We start from the raw sequence: 24,507 nt of genomic DNA, 5'->3' as shown, positions 1-24,507 counted from the left end.
CAGCGTCAGATCCCGCGCTGTCGGCGGTCCAACACGCGGCGTTCGCGCCAGCGCCGTCCGTGCCAGCACCGCTCATGCCAGCGGCATTCGTACCGGTGGCAGCCCCACTCGTGGCATCCGCGCCGTCGTTGGTTGTGCTGTCGGGATCGGTGCCTGGAACGTCCGCGCCCGGGGCGTCCGTGCTTGCGGCATCGAGTGCGTCGCCGCGCTGCCGGAGCCCGAAGTTGATGATCGGGAAGGGCTCCCGGGCGGATGAGCCATCAGAGGACCACAGCGGCGAGTTGGCGATCAGACGGTCCCACCAGCCGTCGTCGGGGCCATTCGAATGACGAAGGCGCTCAGGATCGATGTCGAACAGATCCATCACACCTCCATCAAGCGATTCGAAAATTTGTATTAATTCTCTCCTCCCTCCGGAGCTTGTGCAAGATCAACTAAGAATCTCTTGGGATCACAGATTGAGGGAATCGCCCTGGTCACGGGGTAGTTCGCCGCGGCCGGGCGGGCCAGCCAGATGCTGTGGCTGGACAAGCCATGCCAAGAGTCTCTGGCCGACGACCGCGAAGGCGGCCATGAAGGTGGCTACCGAGATGCCGCGCTTGAGGCGGTCCCGCATCGGTGCCACCGAAGACTGGTAGCGCGCGGCCAGTCGGGCCGAAGAGGTCTCGTTGCAGGCCGTCCAGGATCGCGTTGAGGTAGCCCGCGACGAACGCACCGCCGACCTCGGAGGGGCCGACAGAGGTCTCGTTGGCGGCCCACACCGGGTACAGATCGTCCGGGATCGCACCGAGGTAGCCCGCGACGAACGCGCCACCGACCTCGGAGGGACCGACAGAGGTCACAGGGGCGGCCCGGGTGCCGTAGCGCCGACCCTTGACAGTGGCGCTGGCCCCCTTCAACGCGACGGGTCCGGGGGTGAACCCGAGCACGGGCTCCACGGGCGCGAACTCGTCCTGCGTCGCGGAGAGCAAGCCGAGGCGAGTGAGTTCGGTGAGCCCCTTGCCCACATCAGCCCGTGAGGGTTCTCCAGGACTCCACGGTCGCTGCGGCGATGCTCTCGATGCGGCTGCCGTACGCCGGATATCCGTCGGCAACGAGGCTGCCGTCCCTGAACGGCAACCCGCAGAAGCCCGCACGGAAGGGTCCGGGGGACACACTCTGCGGGAGCGGCGTGTACGCCTCCAGCGGGGCCATGTCGTAGCCCGACCGCGATCCACGCCTGTTGCGCGCCACCTGATGCGCCGCGGCGCGGAGCAACGCGTCGAGGCCCTTGTCCAGGTAGAACTGCAGCAGGCGGAACTGACCGTCGAGGTGCTTCTCGTGGCCCCTGGCGGGGTGTTGCAGGAGATAGGCGCAGACCACGACCGTGTGCCACCTGACCATCTCGGGATCGGCCTGCTCCTCGGCCAGGATCGCGTGATAGTAGTCCGCGCACTCACCCAGCGGACCGGGGGTCGCGCCGCAGTCGCACCGGCCCGCACGGGAGCTGTCCGCCATGGCCCGCACCCTAGGCAACCGGCGACGGCCGCGTCTACGGCATTTCACGACTCCGAGAGCACTGCTCTTGACATGTCCATGCGCATGAGAGAGCATCGCTCTCGTTAATGAGCACTAATCTCAAGGAGCCGTACATGTCGCTGCTCTACTCGGGTCCGTCCCTGGCCGTGCTGCACGAGGAGTACGCCGCACGGGGACGCGTCGATCCCGACGCCCAGCTGACCTCCTCGTCCACGCTGGTCATGGACGCGCCTGTGGACCGAGTCTGGAAGGTCATGGCCGATTTGCGGACGTGGCCGTCGTGGGTCTCCGGCATCCGGATCCTCGAACTCGGCGAGGTGCGCCCCGGCGCGTCCTTCCGGTGGCGCCTGAACGGCGTGCCGCTGCGGTCGCGGTTCGCCGTGGTCGAACCCCTGCGGGAGCTCACCTGGACGGGCACCTTCCTCGGCTGCTATCGGGCCGTCGACAGGCACGTGCTGGAACCCCTGGATGACGGGCGCACGAGGGTCACCGTGGAGGAGTCGCTCGCCGGCCCACTGCTGCCGCTCTTCTACCGGGAGCCCATGCTCCGGGCCAACCACGAGCGATGGCTCTCCGATCTCGCTCGCGCCGTCGCCTGAGCCGCTCCGCGCCCTCCCGTCGTCCCGTACGGGGAAGAAACGCGGGTACACCAAAAAGGAAAATTCGGCTTTTCGGGTAATTCGAGCTACCCGGAGGGCCTGTGGAAAACGTCAGCGAGTGATGTCTGGTGATGCTTTGATGAGCGGTAGCGAAACAATCGCCGGTCAAAGGGCAAAATCATGTTTAAGATGCTTCTCCAGCAAATGGTGGCACTGCTCGACGAGGACGACCTGCACCTGGGCGACGATGCGCATGCGCTCGACCCGGACGACTATGCGGACGAAATGGACGATTTGGACGACGACTTCTGACGTTTTACCCAAAATCCCCCCATAATCTAGAAAGCCCCCAAATGACGTTCACGCTTCACGACGTACGCTCTCGGACATATAAGGCGCGCGACGCCTGGTGGACCGTTTTCCTGGTGGATCCCCTGGCGGGCCGGTTGGTGGTGACGACGGCCAATCGCACGTCCATCACCCCGAACCAGATCACCTGGGGCGCCTTCGTGCTCGGTCTGGGCTCGGCCTGGTGCTTCCTCCAGGCCGAGTGGCGGTGGCTGGTGGCCGGGGCCGTCGTCTACCACGTGAGCTTCGTCCTCGACTGCATGGACGGGAAGATCGCGCGGCTCAAGGGGACAGGGACGGTCCTCGGCGGCTGGCTCGACTACGTCTTCGACCGGATCCGGGTGCTGGCCTGCACCGCCGCGCTGATGTGGGGGCAATATCGCGCGACCGGGCAGGAGGTCTACCTGCTCCTCGGCATCGCCGTCGTGTTCCTGGACATGCTGCGCTATGTCGACGCCCTCCAGATCGCGAAGGTGCGGCGCCAGATGCGCCGCACGCTGCGGCTCGCCTACGAGGAGTCGGCGTCCGGGGGTGCGGCCGCGCTGCCGGCGTCCCTGCTGAACGACGACCTCGACGGCGACCCCGACGAGATCAGGGTCCGCCTGACCGAGGCCGTGGACCTGCAGCAGGAGTTCCGCAGCCGCTTCTCCTGGTATCCCGGCATGCGCGAGTGGCTGCGCGAGCACCGGATCCGCACACACCTGGTGAGCGGCATCGAGTTCCAGATGGCGGTGTTCATCATCGGCCCGCTGCTCGGCGCGGTCGTCCCGGTCACGATCGGCGCGGCCGCCCTGTTGCTGCTCTTCGAGGCCCTCATCATGTACAAGCTCGTGCTGTCGTCACGGGACCTGAACCGCGCGCTGGCCGCGATCCGCTCGTCCGCCGAGCCGTCCGCCTCGGGGACGCCCGCCGGTTGAGCGTCTCACCGCTGCTCAGACCGATAGAGGCACCGTTGCGAGGGGTAGCGGTGGGACATGATGACCGAACGTGAGGAACCCACCGGCCTGCCCGATCCCGACCACCGCCGCCCCGAAGGGCTGGACGACATCACGGTCGACGCGCTGGGCAGGCTCAGCAAGGCGCTGGAGACGATCCACCGGGTCAGGGGCCACCTCTACTCCTTCCACCAGCTCACCGGCACGGCCGACTTCGAGCTGGACAACGCCGTACGGCTGCTGCGCCAGGCCGGGCACGACAAGTGGGCCGACCGGATCGAACGCGAGCTGATCGGCCGCAACGTCATCCAGGGCCGTTGGACCTTCCAGATCGTGGAGGAGTACGACGACGGCTACTACGCAACCTTCCAGGAGCTGGAACGCCAGGCCCGCAACGAACTGGCCGGAGGCCGCCGTCACCTCTACGAGGCCGAGCTGAAGCAGCAGCGGCGCACACCCGGGCAACCGGGTCACGAGACCACCCCATGAAACCCAGGTCCTCGGCTGGCCGACCACGAACTGTCACCGGCTGCGAGGGGCCGGCGCACGTCCAGGCTGCCCGCCGAGCCGGATATGCCCGCCCTCCCCGGCGGACGACGTTCCCGCCGTCAGGACGACGTGCCCGCCCGTCACCGGAGCCGGATCAGTGACCATCACGCCCGGCGAGGAGGTCCCCACACGCCGAGCGCACCAACGCCGCGCCGAACGCGATGGCCGAACCAGGTCAGTGGACCCTCACGCCCGCACAGGAGGCCCCACGTGCCGAGTGGTGCCAACGCCGCGCCGAACGCGATAGCCAAGCCGGAGTCAGTGAGCGTCACGACCGCCGAGGAGGTGGTCCCGGCCCCACGCGCCGAGCGGCGCAAGCGCCTCGTTCAGCGTGACGCCGAGCGGGGTCAGCGAGTATTCGACGTGCGGCGGCACCTCGTCGTACACCTCGCGGCACACGATGCCGTCGGCCTCCATCTCGCGCAGGTGTGAGGCGAGCACCTTCTCGGTCACGCCCGGGAGCATCCTGCGCAGTTCACCGAAACGGCATCGGCGTTCGTTCAGCGCCCAGAGGATCGAGCTCTTCCACTTGCCGCCGATCACCTCCATGGCCGCGTCGATCCCGCATTCGGACGCTATCGGACGCCGCGCGGTCCGCATTGCCCATCCCCTCCCGGCTGCTTGCTCACCCCGGGGTAAGCACCCACTTCAAAGTGCGTACTTGATCCTCTCGGGGCTCGTGACCAGCCTAATCGGCATGACTCACACCGCTGAAAAGCCTGCGTTGTCCCTTCTCGGGCTGGGCGCGATGGGCGGCGCGCTCGCCCGTGCCTGGCTCGCCGCCGGGCATCCCCTGACCGTCTGGAACCGTACCCCGGGGAAGGCCGAGGCCCTGGACGGCGCCCGCGTCGCCGCGACCGCCGCCGAGGCCGTGGCCGCGAGCGACCTGGTGGTCGTCTGCCTGCTCGACCACGCCTCGGTGGACGACGCCCTCGCCGACGCCGACCTGTCCGGCAAGGACCTCGTCGACCTCACCACCGGCACGCCGGAGGAGGCCCGCGCCCGGGCACGTTGGGTGCAGGAGCGCGGCGCCCGGTTCCTCGACGGCGGCATCATGGCGGTCCCGCCCATGATCGGGGTGCCGGGCTCCGGGGCGTACGTCTTCTACAGCGGCTCCCCGGCGGTGTTCGAGGCCCACGCGGACACGCTGGCCGCACCCGCCGCCACCGTCTACACGGGTGAGGACCCCGGGCTCGCCGCCCTCCACGACGTGGCGCTCCTCAGCGCGATGACGGGCATGTTCGCGGGTGTGTCGCACGCCTTCGCGCTCGTCCGGGACGAGATCCCGCCGAAGGCGTTCGCCGACCTCGTCGCGGGCTGGCTGCAGGCGATGGTCCCGTACGCGTACGGGGTGGCCGAGCACCTGGACAGCGGCGACTACACGAAGGACGTCACCTCCAACCTCGCGATGATGGTCAGGGGCAACGCGACCCTGCTGCGTACGGCCGAGGAGCAGAAGGTCAGCCCCGAACTGCTCACGCCGTTCATGACTCTCATGGCGCGGCGGCTCGCGGACGGCCACGGCGACGAGGGCACCACCGGGGTGATCGACCTGCTGCGGCCCTGATCCGGGGCCCTGATCCGGGGCCCTGATCCGGGGCCCTGACCCAGACATCGGCCCGCCGATCTCGGTGGTTATCCTCACAAGAGGATTGCGAGGTGAGGCTGTGACCGAACGCAAGCCCCTCGGAGTGAGCTTCGAGTCGTGGATCGACCGGCAGATTCGCGAGGCCACCGAGCGTGGCGAGTTCGACGACCTGCCAGGCGCAGGCAAGCCCATCCCCGGTCAGGGCAAGCCCCACGACGACATGTGGTGGATCAAGCAGAAGATGCAGGCGGAGAACCTGTCGTTCCCGCTGCCGGGGACGCTGGCGCTGCGCAAGGAGGCCGAGGAGGCGAGGGCGGAGGCGCTGGGCGCGCGCACCGAGGCCGAGGCACGCCGGATCGTCGAGGAGATGAACGACAAGATCCGCGACAGCTACCGCAGGCCCCTGTCCGGTCCGCCCGTCGTGCAGCCGCTCATCGACGCGGACGAGGTCGCCGCCGAGTGGCGGGCCCTTCATCCGGTCGCCGAGCGGAAACCCGCCCCCGCGCCCGCTCCCGAGAAGCGTCAGAGGCGTTCCTTCCTCCGGTGGTTCGGCCACCGCTGACCCGCCGAGGCCGCTGACCGGGCCGGGCGACCTGACGAAAGTCAGGTGAGGACCTCCCGATCGCCCGATGTGCCGCCCCTCCGGCCGCTCCTACCGTTCATGACCTGCGAACGGAAAGAGCCCGGAGGGGAAACTCGGTGCGAATGCGCAGGATCGCGGCGACCGCCGCCATAAGCGGTGTGCTGCTCACGACAGGACTGCTCATGACGGGACTGCTCATGACGGGACTGCTCATAACGGGATCGGGGGCGGTCGCCGCCACGACGCGGGCGGCGCCCTCGGACGGACGGCCCGGCCTGACCGCGGAGTCCGTCGACCGATACGTACGCGACTACATGCGGCGTACGGACCTGCCCGGCGCCGTGGTGACGGTCGTCAAGGACGACACGGTCGTGTACGCCGCCGGGCTCGGTCACACGGCCGGCGGCGAGGCGATCACCGCGGACACCCCCATGCCGCTCGCCTCGTTGTCGAAGTCGTTCACCGCCCTGGCGGTGCTGCGCCTCGCCGACCAGGGCAGGATCGACCTCGACGCGCCGGTGCGGCGTTATCTGCCCGAGTTCACCATGGCCGATCCCCGGGCCGGGCAGATCACCGTACGGCAGTTGCTCCAGCAGACCTCGGGCATGAGCGACCGGACCTTTCCCGAGCTGACGCTGCCCGCGCCGGACGACCTCAAGGACGCCGTCGCGATGCTCAGGACCGCGCCGCTCGCCGCCCCGCCGGGCACCCGGATGATCTATCACAACCCCAACTACGCGGTCGCGGCGCGGCTGGCCGAGGTGGTGTCGGGGACGCCGTTCGCCGACTTCATGGCCGCCACGGTGTTCAGGCCGCTCGGCATGACCTCCACCCGCACGGTGGACACCACGGAGGAACTGCCCGGCGCGGGCGCCGGATACATCCGCGCGTACGGCCGGCTGATCGAGCGCGCGCACCCGAAGTGGTTCGTCAACGGCTCCTACGGGGTCGTCAGCACCACACACGACCTGGGCAAGTGGCTGATCACGCAGAACGGCCACGGTGACGCCCTCCCCCGAGACCTCGTCACGGCCACCCAGACCCCGTCCGGCGTGGGCGGCAGCACGTACGGCATGGGGTGGTCGGCCGAGCGGACGGCCGGAGGGGCCCCGATGCTGCGGCACACCGGCTGGCTGCTCACGCACAACTCGGCGCAGACCCTCCTGCCCGCGAGCGGGTGGGGCATCGCGGTCGTCACCGACACCGGGATGATCTCCGGTGACGATGCGCTGATCATCAGCGACGGCCTGGTCGACATGATCGAGGGACGTCCCGACGCGCACGCCGTGCCGTTCACCACGAGTGCGGACCCCTGGCTGGGCGGCCTGTCGCTGCTCAACCTGGCCCTCGGCCTGACCGGGGTGCTGCGCTCCCGCCGCTGGGCCGCCCGCCGCGCGCGGCGGCGCACCTGGCGGATGGCCGCACGGCTGGCCCCGTACGCGCTGCCGGTCGCGTTCTATCTGGGGCTGGCGGAGCTGGCCGGGCTGCTGCTCAACCGGGTGGGCACGCTGGGCCAGCTCACCTACGTGTGGCTCGCCCTCTACGTCTGGGCCGCCACCGGGGCGCTGGCCGCCGTCGCCGTCGTGGCCGCCCGCCTCGTCCACACCGCCCGCCTCGTCCACACCGCCCGCCTCGTGCACGCCGTACGGCTCCGGCGACGGGCCGTTGGTAGCGTCCCCGCATGGGCGAGCGAAACACACTAATCAGTCCACAAGGCGCAATAGGCCGGATTGAGGGAGAAACGCGATGATCCGCGTCCTGCTGGCGGACGACGAGGCGCTGATCCGCGCCGGCATCGCGAGCATCCTGGCCACGGCCGGTGACATCGAGGTCGTCGCCGAGGCGGCCGACGGGCACGAGGCCGTCGACCTCGCCCTGCGGCATCGTCCCGCCCTCTGCCTGCTCGACATCCGGATGCCGCGGCTCGACGGGCTCGGGGCCGCCGCGGAGCTGCGCCGGGTCCTCCCCGACGTCGCCGTGGTGATGCTCACGACGTTCAACGAGGACGACTACGTGACGAGCGCGCTCGGCTCCGGCGCGTCCGGTTTCCTCCTCAAGTCGGGCGACCCACGCGAACTGATCGCAGGGGTCCGCGCCGTCGCCGCAGGCGGCGCCTATCTCTCCCCAGCCGTCACGCGGCGGGTCATCACCCGCCTCCGGGAGCGCCCGCTCGGCACGGAGTCCGCCGCCCGCGCCCTCGTGGACGGGCTCGGCGACCGCGAACGCGAGGTGCTCGCCCTGGTCGGGGCCGCCCTGTCCAACGCCGAGATCGCCCGGCGCCTGCATCTCGTCGAGGGCACGGTCAAGGGGTACGTCAGCCAGATCCTCGCCCGTCTCGGCCTTCGCAACCGCGTCCAGGCCGCGATCCTGGCGTACGAGGCGGGTCTCGTGCCCGGCAGTCCGCTCGACCGGAGGGCGTGAGGTGGTGCGGCCGTCCCGTCTGCTCGACCTCGCGCGGTGGCTCGCGGTGTGGATAGCGGTGTGCGGGCCGCCCGTCGCGCTGGCCCTCGACGACCACGACGCCCGGGGGATGGCCGTGGCGGCCGTGGCCGTACCGCTGTTCGGGGCCGCCACGGCGGTGAGCCGGAGGTGGCCGCTGGCGGCGCTCGCCATCCCGGTCGCCGTGAGCCTGGCCCTGGACGCGCAGATGTTCGGCCCCCTGTCCTGGACGTGGGCGGCGCTGGTGGTCTTCGGCTACCTGGCCGGGCACCGGATGGCGAGCGCCCGCCCAGCGCTGTGGTTCTTCTCGGCCGTCGCCCTCGCGGGGTTGCCGCTGTCCGGGCTCGTCCTGCGCGACCTGTGGGGCTGGCCGACGCAGCTCGTCACGCTGCTGCTCGCGGTCGTGGTGCCCTGGCTGCTCGGTCGCTGGCGCCGTCAGCACGCCGAACTGGTCCGTACGGGCTGGCTGCTCGCCGACCGGCTCGAACGCGGACAGCAGGCCGTCGCCGACCGCGCCCGCCTGCGGGAGAGGGCGCGGATCGCGGGCGACATGCACGACTCGCTCGGTCACGACCTCACGCTCCTCGCGGTGCGCGCCGGCGCTCTGGAACTCGGCCCCGGCCTCGATCCGCGGCGGCAGGCGGCCGTACGCGAGCTGCGCGAGGCCGCCGCCGCGGCGACCGAGCGGCTGCGCGAGATCATCGGCGTGCTGCGCGCGGACGATGAGGACGTCGGCACACCCCCGCGTGAGGAGAGCGTCGAAACGATCGTCGAACGCGCCCGCGAGTCGGGTGTGCCGATCGTCATCGAGCATCCGGCAGGCGACGCCGGCGTCATCGACGAGCTGCCCCCGATGACCGCGCTCGCCGTACGCCGCGTGCTCCAGGAGGCGCTGACGAACGCCGCCAAGCACGCCCCCGGCGCGACCGTACGCGTCCGGGTCGGGTCCGACGACGGCGTGGTCATCCTCAGGGTGGTCAACGACCCAGCTCCGGCTGGGGCCCCGACCGGCGTGGCCTCGGGTGGTTCCGGTCTCGTCGGGCTGGCGGAACGGGTGCGGCTGGCGGGCGGCGTCCTGCGAGCGGGCCCGGTTCCCGGCGGAGGTTTCGAGGTCGCCGCCGAGCTGCCCGTCACCGGGAGCCGGGCGGCGCCTGAACAGGCGCGGACGACGGCAGGCCTCGGCGTGCCCGAGACCACGGCGGCCCGGGAGCTGCACCTCGCCCGGCGGCGGGTGCGGCTGCGGCTCGCGCAGGCGGCCGGGGTTCCCGTGGCCGTGCTGACGGGGATCTTCGCGCTCCTGATCCCCCTGAGCTTCGTCAGCTCGTCGTTCTCCGTCCTCGACCCGGCGACGTACGAGGGGCTGAAGGCGGGTCAGTCACGCCACGACCTGCGGCTGCCCGTGTTCACCCGGGACGGCGCGCCGGACGGCGCTCCCGATCCGCCGCCGGGCCAGGACTGCGTCTATTACACGATGACGGCCGATTCCGGCCGGGCCTACCGCCTGTGCTTCGTCCGCGACCGGCTCGTCTCGAAGACCCTCGTGCCATAAGCCTCGTGCCATAAGAGCTCTCGTGCCGTATGAGCGCATCGCGATGCTCCTGACGTCGGCGGCGTCCCGCTGCCGGATGACGGAAACGCGACGAATGGTCTCGGCCCCCGGTTTTTGTCGGCGGCGGCTGCCACGATGTCGTGAAACGACCAAGGGAGCCCAGGTGCCCGATCGTCTCGCCACCTTCCGGTGGCTGACGGCCCCCGCGACGGACAACGTGCACACCCCGCTGGGTGACGTCTTCAGCGTGTCGTTCTTCCATGGCCTGGAGCCCGCCGACGTCGCGGCCCGTTTCGAGCCGACCGCGGCGGCGGTCCGTTCGATGACCCTGGACGAGCTTCACGACGAGGTCGCGGAGTTCATCGAGGAGACCGACGGCGACGACGGCGGCGGATACGTCGGCATCACCCGCATCGGCGAATGGAGCGTTGCAATCGAGCCGTGCGGCCGGCACACCGCGCTGGGCGACAACCTGGCGCGCCTCGCCCAGGAGTGCGAGGCGGTGGCCGTCGGACGCCACGACTACGCCGAACACGCTTTCCTGTACGCCGTGGACGGCGAGATCGTCACCGCCTTCACGCCGCACGCGTCGGTCAACCGCTGGGGCAGCGACCCCGATCGGCTGAAGGAACCGATGCGCAGGGTCGGGCTGCCGCTGACCGCCACGGCCGGCAAGGCGGCCTGGGACACGCGCTGGGACGACGCGCTGCCGAAGGCGTTCGCGCTCGCCGCCACGATCACCGGGGTGACCCTCACCCCGCGCTCCTTCGACGGGCCGCTGCTGGTGGCCCCCATCACCGAGTGGGCCCAGGTCTAGACGCCGGCGTCTTGGCGGGTGTCTTGTCGGGGTGTCTTGTCCGGGTGTCTTGTCGGGGGGCTCTGCTACACACGTGTCATGACCTCACCCGCCGCCCAGAAGCTCGGCATCGTGCCGTCCGTGTTCGCCGTCCAGCACCTGCCGCAGGCGACGTTCCCCGAAGACGACGACTGGATCGCGCTCGTGCGCGCCCCGGAGGGCCTCACCGTGATCCGCGAGGCCTGGCCGACGGGCTCCGGTGAGCGGTGGATCGGCCTGTACGGCGGGGGCACCGGACACGCGCTCGACGTCCCGGGCATGCTGGCGGCCATCGTCGGCCCGTTGGCCGAGGCGGCCATCCCGGTGTTCGTCGCCTCGACGTTCCACGCCGACCTGATCCTCGTGCCCGAGCCGAGGGTCAAGGAAGCGGTCACCGTCCTGGAGGAGGCGGGCCACCAGGTGGACACCCGCCACCTGCACGCACCCGGCTCGTAGCGCTCGACGTCGTCGTCATCCGGGGATGCCGGACGGCAGGCGAAGCGAACGCGTTCAGCCGATCGGGTTCCAGCCGTCGGATCCGGCCAGGTACTTCTGCGGGGTGTAGTTCGCCGCCTGTGAGTCGCTCATCTGTGGGCGGTTGGAGTTCACCGTGGCGCCGGCTCCGGTGTTCCGGTATTCGAAGAAGCGGGCGTTCTTCCAGGAGTTGCCGGACATGTCGGTCCAAGGCTGCGAGGTCTTGATCGTCGAGCTGAGCGACGATTCCCGATAGAGCACCTGGGCGTCAGGGCCCCAGGGCCTCCCGAGCTGGGTGGTGTTTCCGGTCGCGCCGGTGATGCGGGACCGGTAGACGAGGAAGCCGTAGGTCTTGGCGGCGTCGGTCCTGGCGGCGGTGATGGGGGCGCCGCTGCTGCGCTTCTCGTAAATGTCGCAGTCGTCGAGAACCGCGGTGCCACCGCCGAAAATGAAGTCGACGGTGCCCTCGATGTAGGAGCTCTTGACGTAGGCGCGGGCGGAGTCGTTGATCAGGAAGGTGTCCTGGTCGCCGAGCAGGCGGACGTTCGACAGGACCGCCCGGTCGGCGTTGAGGTTCAGCGCGACGGCCTGCTGGTTGACGGTGCTGCCGTCCTCCACGTAGTCGTTGGAGATCGTCAGGTTGGTGAGGGCGGAGTCGTGGCCGTTCACGAACGCGGTGGCGCTGTTGAAGGTGCCGCCGTTCCCCCCGGCGTAGTGATTGTTGACGATCACTACGTCCCCGGGCGACGAGCCCAGACCCTGCAGCGTGATGTACGGCTTGTTCGCCGGGATCGTGACGATCTCCCGGTAGGTGCCCGGCTTGATCGTGATCACCTTCCGGCTGGAGTTGCCCGATGCCACGGCGTCGATCGCCGCCTGCACGGTCCGGTAGGTGCCGGTTCCGTCGGCGGCCACCGTGGGCTTCCCACCGGTGGGCGACGGCGAGGGCGAGGGTGAAGGCGAGCGCGTGGGCGTGGCGGAGGGCGAGGGCGAGGGCGTGGCGGAGGGCGAGGGTGAGGGTGAGGGTGAGGGTGAGGGCGTGGGGGTCGGCGAGGGTGAGGAGGTGGTGACGGAGCCGGTGCAGGTGACGCCGTTGAGCGTGAACGACGCAGGCTTGGGGTTGGACCCCGACCAGCTGCCGTTGAAGCCGATGGACACCGACGCGCCGGTGGCAATGGCCGCGTTGTAGTCCACGTTCGTGGCCGTGACGTTCTGCCCGCTCTGACTGAAAGTGGCCGACCACCCGGTGTCCACCTTCTGACCACTCGCCGGGAACGCGAACCCGAGACTCCAGCCGTTGATCGCGCTGCCCAGGTTCTGGATCGTGATGGCGGCGGTGAACCCACCCGGCCAGTCGTTGGTCGTATAGGTCACGGCACACCCGGTGGCGGCCTGCGCCGCCGGGGCGACGGCCACACCGGCCAGGGCGACCACACCGGCCAGCGCACCGATCACCCCGGCACCCGTTCTGGTTCTGCTTGTCACAACCGAGCTCCTTGCAGGTCACGCAGGGCCCCTGACCGAGGGAAGACTCCCGACCCCACAAGGCTTTTCGTGCACCCGAACGATATCCACACCCAGACATCCACACCCAGGAACACCGCACAGCAACGTACGACCCCACCGATCACCGGTCAACGACACCCCACAGCGGCAACCGCGTACACCGGCCCCCACAAGCACAGAAACCACCGGAGACGGCACACCGGAACCCGGGAATGGATGAAACTTGCACCCCGAGCCGGCACCGTCCCGGTGCTGGGTCACGGCATCAGGGGCAGCTTTCCCACGATCTTGTCCACGCGGTTGCGCGGGCCGACGACGCCGACCGCGCAATACTCGACGTCGTCGGCCGCGGTCTCCTTCATCGTGGCGAGGTAGTCGGCGTAGACCCGCGTCCGCTGGGCCGCGGCGGGCATGTCCGCCACGAAGCACCCGGCGGACGACGCGGCCTTCGCGCGAATGGCGCGCAGCGTGGCGGCGTCCGCGGCCAGCACGGAGCAGCCCGCCCACGGCAGCCCGGGATGGGCGCCACCGTCGGCGTCCACCGCGTCGTCGCCGAGAAGCCCGGTCACCGCAGTCGAGGTCGCCGCGGCCACGCAGACTGCGGCGTTCACGGCACGGCCCGCGGGAAGGTCGCGGTCGACCACGATCACCCACTTCAGACGTGCCGCCCGGGTCGGGAGGGCCGGGTCGATCTCCTCGGGGGCGAACCCGACACCCGAGGTCGTCTGTTCATCGGCCGTCATCCGGTCCTCCTGTGCATGCGTTCGGACGTACGCCGATGATGCTAGGCACTCGTACGATTGACCTGCAAGAAGTCCGTATTTATATCGGAAACAAGGGCGAACAGGCGGTCATGGACGAACTTGATAAGGCGATCCTGGCGGAACTGCAGTCGGATGCACGGAAGACCAACCGCGACGTGGCCGCCGCGGTCGGGGTCTCGCCGACCACGGCACTCGACCGTACGCGGGCGCTCCGGCAGCGCGGTGTCATCCGGGGTGCGATCCTCGACGTGGACCTGGCGGCGATCGGCCGCCCGGTCCAGGCCCTCATCGCCATCCGGGTGCGTCCCCCGTCGCGGCGCAACATCGAGGGATTCCGGAACTGGGTCAGCGCTCTTCCCGACACCCTGGGCGTCTACGTGACGGCCGGCACGGAGGACTTCATCGTGCACGTGGCCGTGCCGGACAACGCCAGCCTGTACGCGTTCGTGATCGACAAGCTCACCGAACGGCCCGAAGTCGCCGACGTCCGCACGTCTATCGTCTACGAGCACATCCGCAACAACCGGATCAGCCCGATGTGAGGCGGCATCACCCACCTGACGCCGTCCGAGTCGGCCGATTCCCGGCCTCCGCCAAGTGCCGCGCCGCCCAGGACCCGGCCCGAGGGCCCGGCGATGCTCGCCGGCATGCGCGAGCGCACAGTGCATCCACGAGTGCGTCCGCTGCCGGCGGCCGGACGTCGCCTCTCGCGGTTTTGTCAGTGGCGGGACGTAGCATGACCTGGGTCAACGGCCCAGGACACGGGACCGCACGACCATGTTCCGCGACTCAGGCATGTTCCGCGAGTCAGGCGTGTTCCGCGAGTCAGGGAGGAGTCACCCGGATGGGCCTGCACATCGAGAGCCGCTCGTCCGACTCGCCCTACATCGAGCGGGTGTGGCGGAGCAGCAGCCGTGACGTGGCACAGATGACGGCGGTCGCGACCGCCCATTGGGACCTGGTCTTCTGGGAGCAGCGCGGCCAGGTCAGCGCCTCCGTCCATGGGCCGGAGACGAAGGCGAGCCAGGCCCCCGTACCCGAAGACGCCACGTTCTTCGGGATCAGCTTCGCGCTCGGCACCGCGATGCCCCATCTTCCGCTCGGCCGGCTCGTGGACGGGTCCGCGGAGATCCCCGGCACGACCCACACGTCCTTCTGGCTGAAGGGCTCCACCTGGCATCTGCCCGGCTGGGACAACGCCGAGACGTTCGTACGGCGGCTGGTGCGCGAGGGTGTCGTCGAGCGCGATCCGCTCGTCGCCGCGGTGCTCGGCGGCGCGCCGCCGGACGTGTCGGAGCGCACCGTGCAACGACGCTTCCTGGCGGCCACCGGGCTCACCCGTGGCGCGATCCGGCAGATCGACCGCGCCAGGCGGGCGGCGGTCCTGATCCAGGACGGCGTGCCGATCCACGACGTGATCCACCGCCTCGGATACTTCGACCAGCCCCACCTCGCACGGTCCCTGAGCCGTTACATCGGGCGAACCGCCACACAACTGGGCGATCGGCGGCCTGCCCAACCGCTGTCGCTCCTGTACGCGACCTGACCGCCCGCCCCGGCGGGATCGATCTTCTTGCCAGGCTCGGCGTCAGTAACGTACGTGGGCGGCGATGGCCCGCGCGCATGCCAGGGACTCGGTGTGCGTGGTGTCCACCACGAGGTCGTAGACCACGCCCTCGTGAACCACTTCCGCCTGCAACACGGCCATCCCCTCGACGCGGTCGCCCCGCGCGATCTCGCGTCCCGCGGCGACCGCGCTGTCGCACTTCACGCCGACCCAGAGCACCTCCAGCCCGGCGAGGGCCTTCTGCCAGCGTTGCTGGGAGGCCGCCCCGCCGAGGAACACGTCGTCCACGATGACCCGGGCGCCCGCGCGGGCCATGGCGGCGATCCCCTCCGTCCACGCCGCGTCCAGCGCCTGGAACGCCGGCCCGACATCGACCTGGCCGTCCGGTGCGAAAGTGATCCCCGCGTCCGATCCGCGCATGGAGGCGGGCAGCGCCTCGACCATGGTGTCGACCGAGAGGGCGAGCCACGGATCCGGCAGGACCGCCTGCAAACACCGGGAGATCCCGGACTTTCCCGAGCTGGAACCGCCATTGAGGACAATCACCTGCGTAGCCACTGCGCCACGTTAAGGGCGACCCCTCGCGGCTCCAACACCTTTTCCCCTGACCCGCCCTTACCGTCCACGACTTACCGGGAGGCGCCCGGCACACGCGATTTCCCGTACGGCGACAGGCGTCGGACGAGCCACGACGGGACGTGCGCGAGATTCTCCGTTCGCTTGAGCGAATACCGTGGGCGCTGTTAGCTTCACCCGGGTGGACGACATGCGTGCACGGGCGGAGGCGATCGAGGACTTCGCGGCGGCACTGCGAGAACTTCGCAAATCAGTCGGGAACCCACCTTTTCGCGAAATGTCCGGCCGGTCAGGCGCGATTTCCCATACGACATTGCACGAGGCCACCAAGGGCAACCGGCTCCCGAGCTGGGAGACCACCGTCGAGTTCGTCAAGGCGTGCGGCGCCGACCCGGCCGCGTACCGCGAACGCTGGGAGAGCGCGAACCTCGCGGTCAGGTCGGCGAGCGCCGGAGCGCCGTCGAACCGCGCGGGCGCCGTGGCGGCCCTCCCGCCTCACGAAATCGAAACCGCCGCCACGGACGTCGTACAAGGTCCGTGGCCGGCCGCTGAGACCCCGGCGACGAACGGGCCGGTTCCGTCCGCGCCAGGAGGCCGGGGACGGTTCCGCCCGGCCCGCCCGGCCGCGGCCGCACTCGCCGTAGGGGCCGTCGGTGTGGCGACAGTGGTCCTCGTCGCGGTCACCGGTGATCGAGGCGCCGGGACCGACGGGCAGAGCGCGAATCCGCCCGAGAGCCCGTCGAACGCGAAACTCTCGGCAGCCGACTGCCCGGTGCACCCCACCAGTCCTCCGTGGAGCCCGCCCGCGCACGCGGGCGATTCGGCGAAGTTCATCGGGGACATCACGCTGCCCGACTGCTCGCACGTCGGCCCCCGCCAGACCGTGACCAAGGTGTGGCGGCTCAAGAACGCCGGGACGGTGCCGTGGAAGGGATATTCGCTGCACCGCCTCGATCTCCCGCAGCAGCCCGACCAATGCCAGACCATCTCCGACATACCGATCAAGGACACGCGCCCCGGAGAGATGGTCGACATCCAGACCGACATCATCACGCCGAAGAAGCCGGGCCTGTGCTACGTACGGTTCAAGATGATGGAGGGTTCGGGACGGGTCGCCTTCCCCGGCGGCCGGCCGCTGAACTTCCAGATCATCGTCGACTGACTGCCGTAAGACGCCGGTTCCCCGCCGTGCATGGCGGGCACGGCGGGGAACCGAAGGCGTACGCGGGGTCAGGATCCGAGAGTGATCCCCGTGTAGTAGTACGTGAGGATCCTGCGGTAGCTCCAGCCCGCCTCGGCCTTGTCGCGAGAGCCGGTCTGCGACATCCAGTCGCCGGTGACCCAGTGACGGCACTTCGTCGTCGTGGAGCAGTACTGGGCCTTGAAGATCTTCCCGTCGCGGGTCATCCGGACGCCCCAGGTCGCGTCCACCGCGGCGTTCGTGGCCGCCGTCGCGGAGCCGGGCTTGTACACCTGGCTGGCCGTGTCGTCGGTGACGTCGTAGCACTGGCCGCTCGGCGTCTTGCTCGCCGACCTCAGCGCCCAGTACCAGCCGAAGTGCTTGACCGCGATCGCCCCGGCCTTGAGCGACTCCGCCGGCCAGTGCGAACGCCACTCGTTGGGCAGGACGTTCTTGATGTACGTCTTGAAGTCCACCCGGTCGACGCGGTCGAGGGCCTTCCGGTAGACGAGGATCGTCGTGGGCAGCCTGGTGTGCGTTCCGTCGGTCTTGCACCCAATCGGCGGTGCGGAGCTCAGGAACCGATGCGAGGCGTTCTGGTTCTTGAGGCCGGGCTTGAGGTTGCCCTTGGCCCCGGGCGCGAAGTCCTGGTAGACGCTGCCGCCGTAGTCGCTGTTGTAGTAGACGCGTACGGTCTTACTGCTGCGGTTCCAGACCGAGGCGGCCTCGTTCTTGATGCACTTGCCCTTGCCGGCGCCGGGCCCCTTGAAGTCGTAGCAGGACGGCTGCTTCGTACCGTAATCGGCCACAGACCCGGTGAAGTCGGACACCGACCCCTGGTTGTCGCTGTTGAAGTAGTAACAGAACTCACCGGCCTCGCACACGCCGTTGCGCGTGGCCGCCGACGCCGGCGAAGCGGCCGCGAGCACCGTCCCGCCGAGCGCCAGCGCGGCGGCAGCCGCGGTGAACGGCGAGATCAGCCGTGCAGTTCGTGGAGACACAGGTGTCTTCCTCCTCATCGCAGGCCGCGATCCGCTAGCGGATGTTGTAGCCCTGGGAGATCCAGAACGAGTTCGGGTTCGGGTTGCTCAGCGTCGGGTCGCCGACGCTCTTGGCGGCGAGCGTCTTCCGTCCGGGACGCATCTCGACGTGGGTGTGCGCGGCCGAGCTGGACGAGATCCCGTGCCACGCCTCTTCCGCGATGAGCTGGCCGCGCGCGATCTGCTGGCCCACGCGCAGCGAGGACAGCGGATCGGAGTGGAGATAGATGATCGTCTTGTTCAGCGAGGCGTTGTAGATGGCGATCGTGGAGAGCCCCTTGCCGCCGTTGCGCCCGCGCACGACGTTGATGACCTGGCCGCTCACCAGGGCGTGGACGTCCGAACCGATGCTGCGGGCGATGTCGATGCCCTCATGCCGCCCGGAAGTGTGGACGTAACCGTCGAAGCCGCAGCTGATGCGACCACCGCTGGTCTTGTACAGCGCGTACGACATGTCGACGCGCGCCGACGACGACGGGCCGAACTGGTGGGAGGCGTTCTGGTTCTTGAGGCCGGGCTTGAGGTTGCCCTTGGCCCCGGGCGCGAAGTCCTGGTAGACGCTGCCGCCGTAGTTGCTGTTGTAGTAGACGCGTACGGTCGTGCTGCTGCGGTTCCAGACCGAGGCGGCCTCGTTCTTGATGCACTTGCCCTTGCCGGCGCCGGGCCCCTTGAAGTCGTAGCAGGACGGCTGCTTCGTACCGTAATCGGCCACAGACCCGGTGAAGTCGGACACCGACCCCTGGTTGTCGCTGTTGAAGTAGTAACAGAACTCACCGGCCTCGCACACGCCGTTGCGCGTGGCCGCCGACGCCGGCGAAGCGGCCGCGAGCACCGTCCCGCCGAGCATCGTCGCGGCGGCAGCCGTGGTGAGGATCTTGCCGAACGTTCCCATGGTGTTCTCCTTCGTGTCTGTGCGGGCTGGGTTGTGGATCAGTGGCGCCGGTACTCCTCCCAGGTGCGGATGGGCACCTTCGGGCCGTCGTCCGGGGCACGCCCGGCGAGCCCGTTCAGGCCGAGGTAGTAGTCGCCGATCTGGTGCTGGGCCTGGCTGGAAAGGTCGGTGTCGCTGATGGCGGCGGCGTGGATGTGCCACGGCCAGTCGTCCTGATCGGGGTTGCGCAGCCATGCCGCGAAGCCGACACGCCGCAACGCCCGGACGGCGGCCGTACGAGTGGCGGAGCTCATCCCCTTGACCGAGATGTCCACGACGCCCCCGCCGTCGTGGGTGCCCGCGGACGTGGGGTCACCGCCGGGGTTGTACGACCCCTGCAACAGCACGAGGTCGCGGCCGAGCAGCCGCTTCGCCTCGGCCAGCATGCTCCGCGTACGGGCGTCCACGACGACGCCGCCGGTGGACACCCGGGCCCCCGGCCCGATGACGTGGGTGACCGTGAACCGGCCGGCTCCGAGCCTGGTGAGCGACGCCGTGTCCGGAAGGCCGCTGGCGGCCAGACCGGTGCGGCCGAGCGACCTCTGGAACTTGGCGAAGGCGGCGATCGTCGTGGTGCCGAAGTAACCGTCCACCCACTTCGCGTCGAGCAGGCGCCGGTCGCGCAGCGCCCTCTCCACGAGCAGCACGCTGGCCCTGGCCCCCGGGGTCAGCGTGTTGTCAGGCCGCCGCGGGTCGATCTGGGCTGCCTTGACGGTGGCTTCCATGTCCACGCTCGGCAGTGCCCCGGCCTCGGCCGCCCGTGCCGCCGGTGCCCCGGGCATCCCGGTCAGGCAGGCGAGCACGGCGGCCGCCATGAGGCCGGCGGCGCGTGGAGGCAGCTTCATCGTTTCTCCTGGTGTCCAACGCCGGCAGGTGACTCCTGCGGCGGGACCCACGGTTTCGGATCACGAGCTGCGTCCACAACGCGATCGTGTTGTCAGCCTGTACGGCAGGCACTCCGTACAGGCCGTACGAGCCGCCTGACAGGGCGGCGTCGCCCGGACTCCGGTGACGGGCCTTCTGAATGACGGAGACCAGGCCGCATTGCGCGCCTTACGGGATAGCGATGACGAACTGCCCCAAGTGGAGTGGAGGCAATCGCTCGCTCCACATACCGCTGAGACCCTCGCCGAGTCCGTCCGGCCGGTCCGCCGAACCGGGGGCGGCTCACGCTCGGGCGAGCAGACCGGCGAGGGTGGTCTGCAGGATCTCGCCGTACATGGTGGCGAAGTCCACCCGGGAGCCCGCGAGCCGGGGGTCGGACGTGGCCTCGACGATGGTCGGGGTCGGGTTGCTGAACGACCACAGGCCCACCAGCGCGACGACGGCGTACTCCGTCAGCGTGAGAGCGTCATCCGCGCCGAGGGCCGGCACCCGCTCCCTGACCAGCTCCGCCAGCCGGGTGCGGTGCTCCAGGTCGATGAACTTGTAGGCGCGCACGGTGCCGGCGGAGACGTTCCGCTCCAGGACGGTCGGCAGCAGACTCCACAGCTGGCACAGGACCGGCCGGGCGGCGAGCGAATCGGCCCAGGCCCGCATCACCTGGTCGGGCTCGCACGGCGCGGCCGGCCACTCGTCCGCCAGCGCGTCGAGCCAGGCCAGCCGGAGCCTGGCGAGCAGCCCCAGGAAGACGCCCTCCCGGCTCTCGAAATAGCGCACCACATGCGTCTTGGACACCCCGAGCCGGCGCCCCAGCTCCCGGAGGCTGATCTCCTCGGCGGGCATCTCGGCCAGCAGCGCCTCCGCGGCGTCCAGGATCTCCTGCTTGCGGAGCTCCCGGTGCTCGGGCCGCCTGGCCCGCTGGAAGGACGGCGTCTCCACCTCGTCCATCGAACCTCCTCGCGCACCGCTGATCATGGCAGCCCCATATTAGCGGTCCATCGGACACTTGTTACGTGTCCACTGGACCGCTATAGTCATAAAGGTCCGATGGACACCTACATGAAGGGTATTTCCGTGATCACCTACCCGAACCTGTACATCGGCGGCCAGTGGGTCGCCCCGGCCACCGCGGACGTCCTGGAGGTGCGTTCCCCGCACGACCGCTCGCTGGTCGGGACCGCGCCGCACGCCGCCCCCGCCGACGTCGACCGGGCGGTCGCCGCCGCCCGCCGGGCGTTCGACGAGGGCCCCTGGCCCCGGATGAGCCCGCAGGAACGGAGCGCCGTCGTGGAGCGGTTCTCCAAGCTCTACGCGGTCCGCGCCGAGGAGTTCGCGGCCCTGGTCACCGCCGAGAACGGCTCGCCGCTGTGGTTCACCCGCTGGACGCACGTGCAGTCCCTCCCGGAGATGACGGAGGCGTACGTGCGCGCCGCCGCCGCTCTCGGCTGGGAGGAGGAGGTGGGCGCCGTCGGCGACGCCACGACGCGGCTGCGCCGGGAACCCGTCGGCGTGGTCGCGGCGGTGATCCCGTGGAACGCTCCACACCAGTCGGCCCTGGTCAAGCTGGTTCCCGCGCTGCTCGCCGGCTGCACGGTCGTCCTGAAGGCCTCCCCGGAGACGGCGCTGGACGCCCTGGCGCTCGCCGAGGTCTTCGACGCGGCCGGGCTGCCCGAGGGAGTGGTGAGCATCCTGCCCGCGGGCCGCGAGACCAGCGAGTATCTGGTCGCCCACCCCGGCGTCGACAAGATCGCATTCACCGGCTCCACCACGGCCGGCCGGCGCATCGCCTCCGTCGCCGGGGAGCAGCTCAAGCGGGTCAGCCTGGAGCTGGGCGGCAAGTCCGCCTCGATCATCCTTGAGGACGCCGACCTGACGGCGGTCGTGGCAGGCCTCAGGGCCCTGTCGCTGGGCAACAACGCCGAGAACTGCGTGGCCCACACCCGCATCCTCGCCCCGCGCAGCCGCTACGAGGAGGTCGTCGCGGCGCTGGCCGCCATGATGGAGGACGTCCGGGTCGGCGACCCTTCCGACCCCGAGACCTTCATCGGGCCCATGGTCCGCGCCGACCAGCTGGAGCGGGTGCGCTCCTACATCGAGCTCGGCATCGCCGAAGGCGCCCGGATGGTGACCGGCGGACTCGAGACCCCTGACGGGCTGGAGGGCGGGTACTACGTCCGTCCGACGCTGTTCGCCGATGTCGACAGCGACATGCGGATCGCCCGCGAGGAGATCTTCGGCCCGGTCCTGGTCGTCATCCCGTTCGACGACGAGGACGACGCGGTCCGCATCGCCAACGACTCCGAGTACGGACTCGGCGGCGGCGTCTGGGCCGCCGACCGGGAGCACGGCATCGAGGTCGCCCGCAGGATCCGTACCGGGTGGATGACCGTCAACGGCGCCGCGCCTACCTACGACGGCGCCTTCGGCGGCTACAAGAGCAGCGGCATCGGCCGGGAGTTCGGCGTCGCCGGCCTCGCCCAGTACGTCGAGTACAAGACCATCGCCGCCTGAGGACCAGGAGAACCATCATGAGCGAAGCCCGTGTCACCCTCGGGCACACCGACATCTCCGTCCGGCCGATCGGCCTGGGCTGCATGGGGATGTCCCAGTTCTACGGCGACGCCGGCGAGGCGGAGTCCGTCGCCACGATCCACGCCGCCGTCGAGGCCGGCATCGACTTCTTCGACACCTCCGACATCTACGGCGCCGCCGGCGCGGCCACCGGACAGCCCCAGAAGGGCTTCGGCCACAACGAGGAACTGCTCGGCCGCGCCGTGCGCGGCCTGCGCGACCGGGTGGTCCTGGCGACCAAGTTCGGGGCGCGGCCATCGGAGGAGGGCGGGGTGGTCTACGACGGCCGCCCCGAGTACGTGGCCGCCGCCTGCGAGGCCAGCCTGCGCCGCCTGGGCGTCGACCACATCGACCTCTACTACGTCCACCGCCACGACACCACCGTGCCGATCGAGGACACCGTCGGCGCGATGGCCGAGCTGGTGACCGCGGGCAAGGTGCGCGCGATCGGGCTCAGCGCGGTCGGTCCGGACATCCTGCACCGGGCGTCCGCCGTGGCGCCGATCTCGGCCCTCCAGAGCGAGTACTCGCTCTGGGCCCGCGAGGTGGAGCAGGAGGTGCTGCCCGCCTGCCGCGAGCTGGGCATCACCTTCGTCCCGTACAGCCCGCTGGGGCGGGCCGCGCTCGCCGGCCGCTTCACCCGCGAGACCTCGTTCACCAGTGACGACTTCCGCTCGACCCTGCCCAAGTTCCAGGCGGAGAACTTCGCGGACAACCTCCGCCTCATCGAGGGGCTGAAGGCGTTCGCCGACGAGCGGGGACACGCCCCGGGCCAGGTAGCCCTGGCCTGGCTGCTCGCCCAGCCGTACGACATCGCGCCCATCCCCGGCACCAAGCGGCCGGAGTACGCGCGCCAGAACGCCGCCGCGACGGCCGTACCGCTGAGCGCGGACGACGTCGCCCACCTGTCGGTCCTGTTCGACCCCGCGCGGGTGCGCGGCGGCCAGTACGGCGCGCTCAACGCGCGCCCCAGCACTGATCCGGAAGGAACCACATGACCGACACCCAGCGGGAACCCGGCTACGAGGCCGCGCTCGACACCGCCGCGCACCTGCTCGGCAGGAGGCTGGAGCCGTTCCTGGAACCCGGCCCGGGTGAGCCGGCCAACGCCGCCGACTTCATGCGCCTGGCCACCCAGCACACCTTCGGCGACGCGTGGCCGCGCACCGATGTCCTCGACACCCGCACCCGCGCCCTCGTCTCCGTGACGATCGCCGCGACCCTGGGCACGCTCGAACCGCTGCGCGGGCAGCTGCGCATCGCGCTCAACAACGGCGTCACCCCGGAGGAGATCGTGGAGGCGTTCGTGCACATCGAGGCGTACGCCGGCGCGGCCCGGGCCTTCGATGGTTACCGCGTCGCCCGGGAGGTCTTCCAGGAGGTCCACCAAGCGTAGGCCCGTTGCCGGGGGCGGCCTCATGATCGACACCGACAGGGACCAGAAGAATGTTCTCTTCGGCTGGAGGAGCTCCGGATGAGGATACGCGGGGGTCGTCGCCTGGCGGCGGCGTTGTCGGCGGTCGTGGCGGCCTGCGTCCCGTGGGCGCCCGCCTCGTGGGCGGGGACGCACAAGCACCGGCCCGTGATCTTCATGCACGGTTTCAGCGGGCCGGGCGCCCACTTCGAGACGCAGGCCAGGCGGCCGACCCGCAACGGCTGCTTCGAGTTCTTCGGCAACCGCGGGCGACGTCACCCAGTTCATCCGCCTGCTGGAGGCCATCCCGCCCGTCCGCGGCAAGCGCGGAGCTTGCCGCGGACGGCTCCGCCGACGCCCTGACGTCGTCGTCGGTGACCGCGGCTACGACCACGACAAGTACCGCAGGCACGTCCGGGCACCGGGCGTGCGCCCGCAGATCGCCCGCCGCGGCACCGAGCACGGCTCCGGCCTGGGCAAACAGCGCTGGGTCGTCGAGCAGACCATCGCACTTGCTGCACAGCTTCCGCAGACTGCGCACCCGCTGGAAAGTCCGCGAGGACATCCACCACGCCTTCCTCAGCATCGGCCGGCGCCGCCTCACCTCATTGTGCTGGTTTGTCAGTGAGGGATCTTGCCGTGACGACATGATCATCAAT

At 70.1% G+C, this 24,507-nt stretch carries 25 protein-coding genes and 1 pseudogene; 17 read left to right on the top strand and 9 right to left on the bottom strand.

The genetic code is table 11. The annotated features are described in order from the left end of the window. Positions 1 to 1,008: 1,008 nt before the first annotated feature. Entirely contained in the window at positions 1,009 to 1,497 is a 489-nt protein-coding gene (locus OHB01_RS11865; protein ID WP_142650274.1) for a DUF5946 family protein, read from the bottom strand. 107 nt (positions 1,498 to 1,604) lie between these two features. Here OHB01_RS11865 and OHB01_RS11860 point away from each other — a divergent pair, with 107 nt between their 5' ends. The 3 genes from OHB01_RS11860 to OHB01_RS11850 all read left to right on the top strand — a co-directional run bounded on the left by OHB01_RS11860 (position 1,605) and on the right by OHB01_RS11850 (position 3,889). Then, positions 1,605 to 2,117 (top strand): SRPBCC domain-containing protein, encoded by a 513-nt coding sequence (locus OHB01_RS11860; protein WP_261986054.1) that lies wholly within the window; start codon positions 1,605 to 1,607, stop codon positions 2,115 to 2,117. Positions 2,118 to 2,470: 353 nt separating this feature from the next. After that, a complete protein-coding gene (locus OHB01_RS11855) occupies positions 2,471 to 3,382 on the top strand; it encodes a CDP-alcohol phosphatidyltransferase family protein (protein ID WP_142650273.1) in 912 nt (303 codons plus the stop codon). A 57-nt stretch (positions 3,383 to 3,439) separates the two neighbouring features. Continuing rightward, positions 3,440 to 3,889 carry a hypothetical protein gene (locus OHB01_RS11850; RefSeq protein ID WP_142650272.1) on the top strand — a complete coding sequence of 150 codons (450 nt, stop codon included), beginning with the start codon at positions 3,440 to 3,442 and terminating at the stop codon, positions 3,887 to 3,889. 318 nt (positions 3,890 to 4,207) lie between these two features. On the opposite strand, the gene OHB01_RS11845 is transcribed toward OHB01_RS11850, so the two are convergent. After that, positions 4,208 to 4,549 carry a winged helix-turn-helix transcriptional regulator gene (locus OHB01_RS11845; RefSeq protein WP_142650271.1) on the bottom strand — a complete coding sequence of 114 codons (342 nt, stop codon included), beginning with the start codon at positions 4,547 to 4,549 and terminating at the stop codon, positions 4,208 to 4,210. A 97-nt stretch (positions 4,550 to 4,646) separates the two neighbouring features. On the opposite strand from OHB01_RS11845, the gene OHB01_RS11840 reads away from it, so the two are divergent. The 7 genes from OHB01_RS11840 to OHB01_RS11810 all read left to right on the top strand — a co-directional run bounded on the left by OHB01_RS11840 (position 4,647) and on the right by OHB01_RS11810 (position 11,399). After that, positions 4,647 to 5,516 (top strand): NAD(P)-dependent oxidoreductase, encoded by an 870-nt coding sequence (locus OHB01_RS11840; protein WP_142650270.1) that lies wholly within the window; start codon positions 4,647 to 4,649, stop codon positions 5,514 to 5,516. A 100-nt stretch (positions 5,517 to 5,616) separates the two neighbouring features. Further along, positions 5,617 to 6,099, top strand: coding sequence for a DUF1992 domain-containing protein (locus OHB01_RS11835; RefSeq protein WP_328855340.1), 483 nt, complete (start codon positions 5,617 to 5,619; stop codon positions 6,097 to 6,099). A gap of 143 nt (positions 6,100 to 6,242) precedes the next feature. Further along, the gene (locus OHB01_RS11830; RefSeq protein WP_328855339.1) at positions 6,243 to 7,823 is read left to right on the top strand and encodes a serine hydrolase domain-containing protein; all 1,581 of its coding nucleotides are present in this window, start codon (positions 6,243 to 6,245) and stop codon (positions 7,821 to 7,823) included. 43 nt (positions 7,824 to 7,866) lie between these two features. After that, entirely contained in the window at positions 7,867 to 8,541 is a 675-nt protein-coding gene (locus OHB01_RS11825) for a response regulator (RefSeq protein WP_142650268.1), read from the top strand. Between the two features lie 4 nt (positions 8,542 to 8,545). Then, a complete protein-coding gene (locus OHB01_RS11820; protein WP_328855338.1) occupies positions 8,546 to 10,108 on the top strand; it encodes a sensor histidine kinase in 1,563 nt (520 codons plus the stop codon). A 163-nt stretch (positions 10,109 to 10,271) separates the two neighbouring features. Continuing rightward, entirely contained in the window at positions 10,272 to 10,925 is a 654-nt protein-coding gene (locus OHB01_RS11815; protein WP_147945413.1) for a DUF6461 domain-containing protein, read from the top strand. Between the two features lie 78 nt (positions 10,926 to 11,003). After that, the gene (locus tag OHB01_RS11810; RefSeq protein WP_328855337.1) at positions 11,004 to 11,399 is read left to right on the top strand and encodes an ACT domain-containing protein; all 396 of its coding nucleotides are present in this window, start codon (positions 11,004 to 11,006) and stop codon (positions 11,397 to 11,399) included. Between the two features lie 54 nt (positions 11,400 to 11,453). On the opposite strand, the gene OHB01_RS11805 is transcribed toward OHB01_RS11810, so the two are convergent. Both OHB01_RS11805 and OHB01_RS11800 read right to left on the bottom strand, forming a co-directional pair. Next, entirely contained in the window at positions 11,454 to 12,902 is a 1,449-nt protein-coding gene (locus OHB01_RS11805) for a pectinesterase family protein (RefSeq protein ID WP_328855336.1), read from the bottom strand. A gap of 278 nt (positions 12,903 to 13,180) precedes the next feature. Then, positions 13,181 to 13,666: a DUF2000 domain-containing protein gene (locus OHB01_RS11800; RefSeq protein WP_142650264.1), complete on the bottom strand. Its 486-nt coding sequence runs from the start codon at positions 13,664 to 13,666 to the stop codon at positions 13,181 to 13,183. Positions 13,667 to 13,776: 110 nt separating this feature from the next. On the opposite strand from OHB01_RS11800, the gene OHB01_RS11795 reads away from it, so the two are divergent. Together OHB01_RS11795 and OHB01_RS11790 are read left to right on the top strand one after the other, a co-directional pair. After that, positions 13,777 to 14,229, top strand: coding sequence for an Lrp/AsnC family transcriptional regulator (locus OHB01_RS11795; RefSeq protein WP_076443313.1), 453 nt, complete (start codon positions 13,777 to 13,779; stop codon positions 14,227 to 14,229). Between the two features lie 302 nt (positions 14,230 to 14,531). After that, positions 14,532 to 15,233 carry a helix-turn-helix domain-containing protein gene (locus OHB01_RS11790; protein ID WP_142650263.1) on the top strand — a complete coding sequence of 234 codons (702 nt, stop codon included), beginning with the start codon at positions 14,532 to 14,534 and terminating at the stop codon, positions 15,231 to 15,233. Positions 15,234 to 15,275: 42 nt separating this feature from the next. On the opposite strand, the gene cpt is transcribed toward OHB01_RS11790, so the two are convergent. Next, positions 15,276 to 15,800 (bottom strand): chloramphenicol phosphotransferase CPT, encoded by a 525-nt coding sequence (gene cpt, locus OHB01_RS11785; protein WP_142650287.1) that lies wholly within the window; start codon positions 15,798 to 15,800, stop codon positions 15,276 to 15,278. A gap of 343 nt (positions 15,801 to 16,143) precedes the next feature. On the opposite strand from cpt, the gene OHB01_RS11780 reads away from it, so the two are divergent. After that, entirely contained in the window at positions 16,144 to 16,992 is an 849-nt protein-coding gene (locus tag OHB01_RS11780; protein ID WP_168066305.1) for an NBR1-Ig-like domain-containing protein, read from the top strand. A 68-nt stretch (positions 16,993 to 17,060) separates the two neighbouring features. Here the strand turns inward: OHB01_RS11780 and OHB01_RS11775 are convergent, their stop codons facing one another. The 4 genes from OHB01_RS11775 to OHB01_RS11760 form a co-directional block, all read right to left on the bottom strand. Further along, a complete protein-coding gene (locus tag OHB01_RS11775; RefSeq protein WP_205830769.1) occupies positions 17,061 to 18,011 on the bottom strand; it encodes a SpoIID/LytB domain-containing protein in 951 nt (316 codons plus the stop codon). Between the two features lie 34 nt (positions 18,012 to 18,045). Further along, positions 18,046 to 18,942, bottom strand: coding sequence for a peptidase inhibitor family I36 protein (locus OHB01_RS11770; RefSeq protein WP_147944512.1), 897 nt, complete (start codon positions 18,940 to 18,942; stop codon positions 18,046 to 18,048). A gap of 38 nt (positions 18,943 to 18,980) precedes the next feature. Next, entirely contained in the window at positions 18,981 to 19,826 is an 846-nt protein-coding gene (locus tag OHB01_RS11765) for a peptidoglycan-binding domain-containing protein (protein ID WP_147944513.1), read from the bottom strand. A gap of 322 nt (positions 19,827 to 20,148) precedes the next feature. Continuing rightward, a complete protein-coding gene (locus OHB01_RS11760) occupies positions 20,149 to 20,811 on the bottom strand; it encodes a TetR/AcrR family transcriptional regulator (protein WP_142650259.1) in 663 nt (220 codons plus the stop codon). A 99-nt stretch (positions 20,812 to 20,910) separates the two neighbouring features. Here OHB01_RS11760 and OHB01_RS11755 point away from each other — a divergent pair, with 99 nt between their 5' ends. The 4 genes and pseudogenes from OHB01_RS11755 to OHB01_RS11740 form a co-directional block, all read left to right on the top strand. Then, complete coding sequence (locus tag OHB01_RS11755) at positions 20,911 to 22,374, top strand: aldehyde dehydrogenase (RefSeq protein WP_328708636.1); 1,464 nt, start codon at positions 20,911 to 20,913, stop codon at positions 22,372 to 22,374. Between the two features lie 17 nt (positions 22,375 to 22,391). Continuing rightward, positions 22,392 to 23,432, top strand: a complete 1,041-nt coding sequence (locus tag OHB01_RS11750; protein ID WP_142650258.1) for an aldo/keto reductase — start codon at positions 22,392 to 22,394, stop codon at positions 23,430 to 23,432. Next, positions 23,429 to 23,830 carry a carboxymuconolactone decarboxylase family protein gene (locus tag OHB01_RS11745; RefSeq protein WP_328855335.1) on the top strand — a complete coding sequence of 134 codons (402 nt, stop codon included), beginning with the start codon at positions 23,429 to 23,431 and terminating at the stop codon, positions 23,828 to 23,830. Before OHB01_RS11750 ends, OHB01_RS11745 begins: the two co-directional genes overlap by 4 nt. A 283-nt stretch (positions 23,831 to 24,113) precedes the next feature. Next, positions 24,114 to 24,476 (top strand): annotated as a pseudogene (locus OHB01_RS11740) (transposase); the annotation flags it as partial. Positions 24,477 to 24,507: the final 31 nt, after the last annotated feature.

Source organism: Microbispora hainanensis (assembly GCF_036186745.1).
Taxonomy (GTDB): Bacteria; Actinomycetota; Actinomycetes; order Streptosporangiales; family Streptosporangiaceae; genus Microbispora.
The sequence above is the reverse complement of the archived record's forward strand: the minus strand, read 5'-3'. Positions and strand labels throughout refer to the sequence as shown.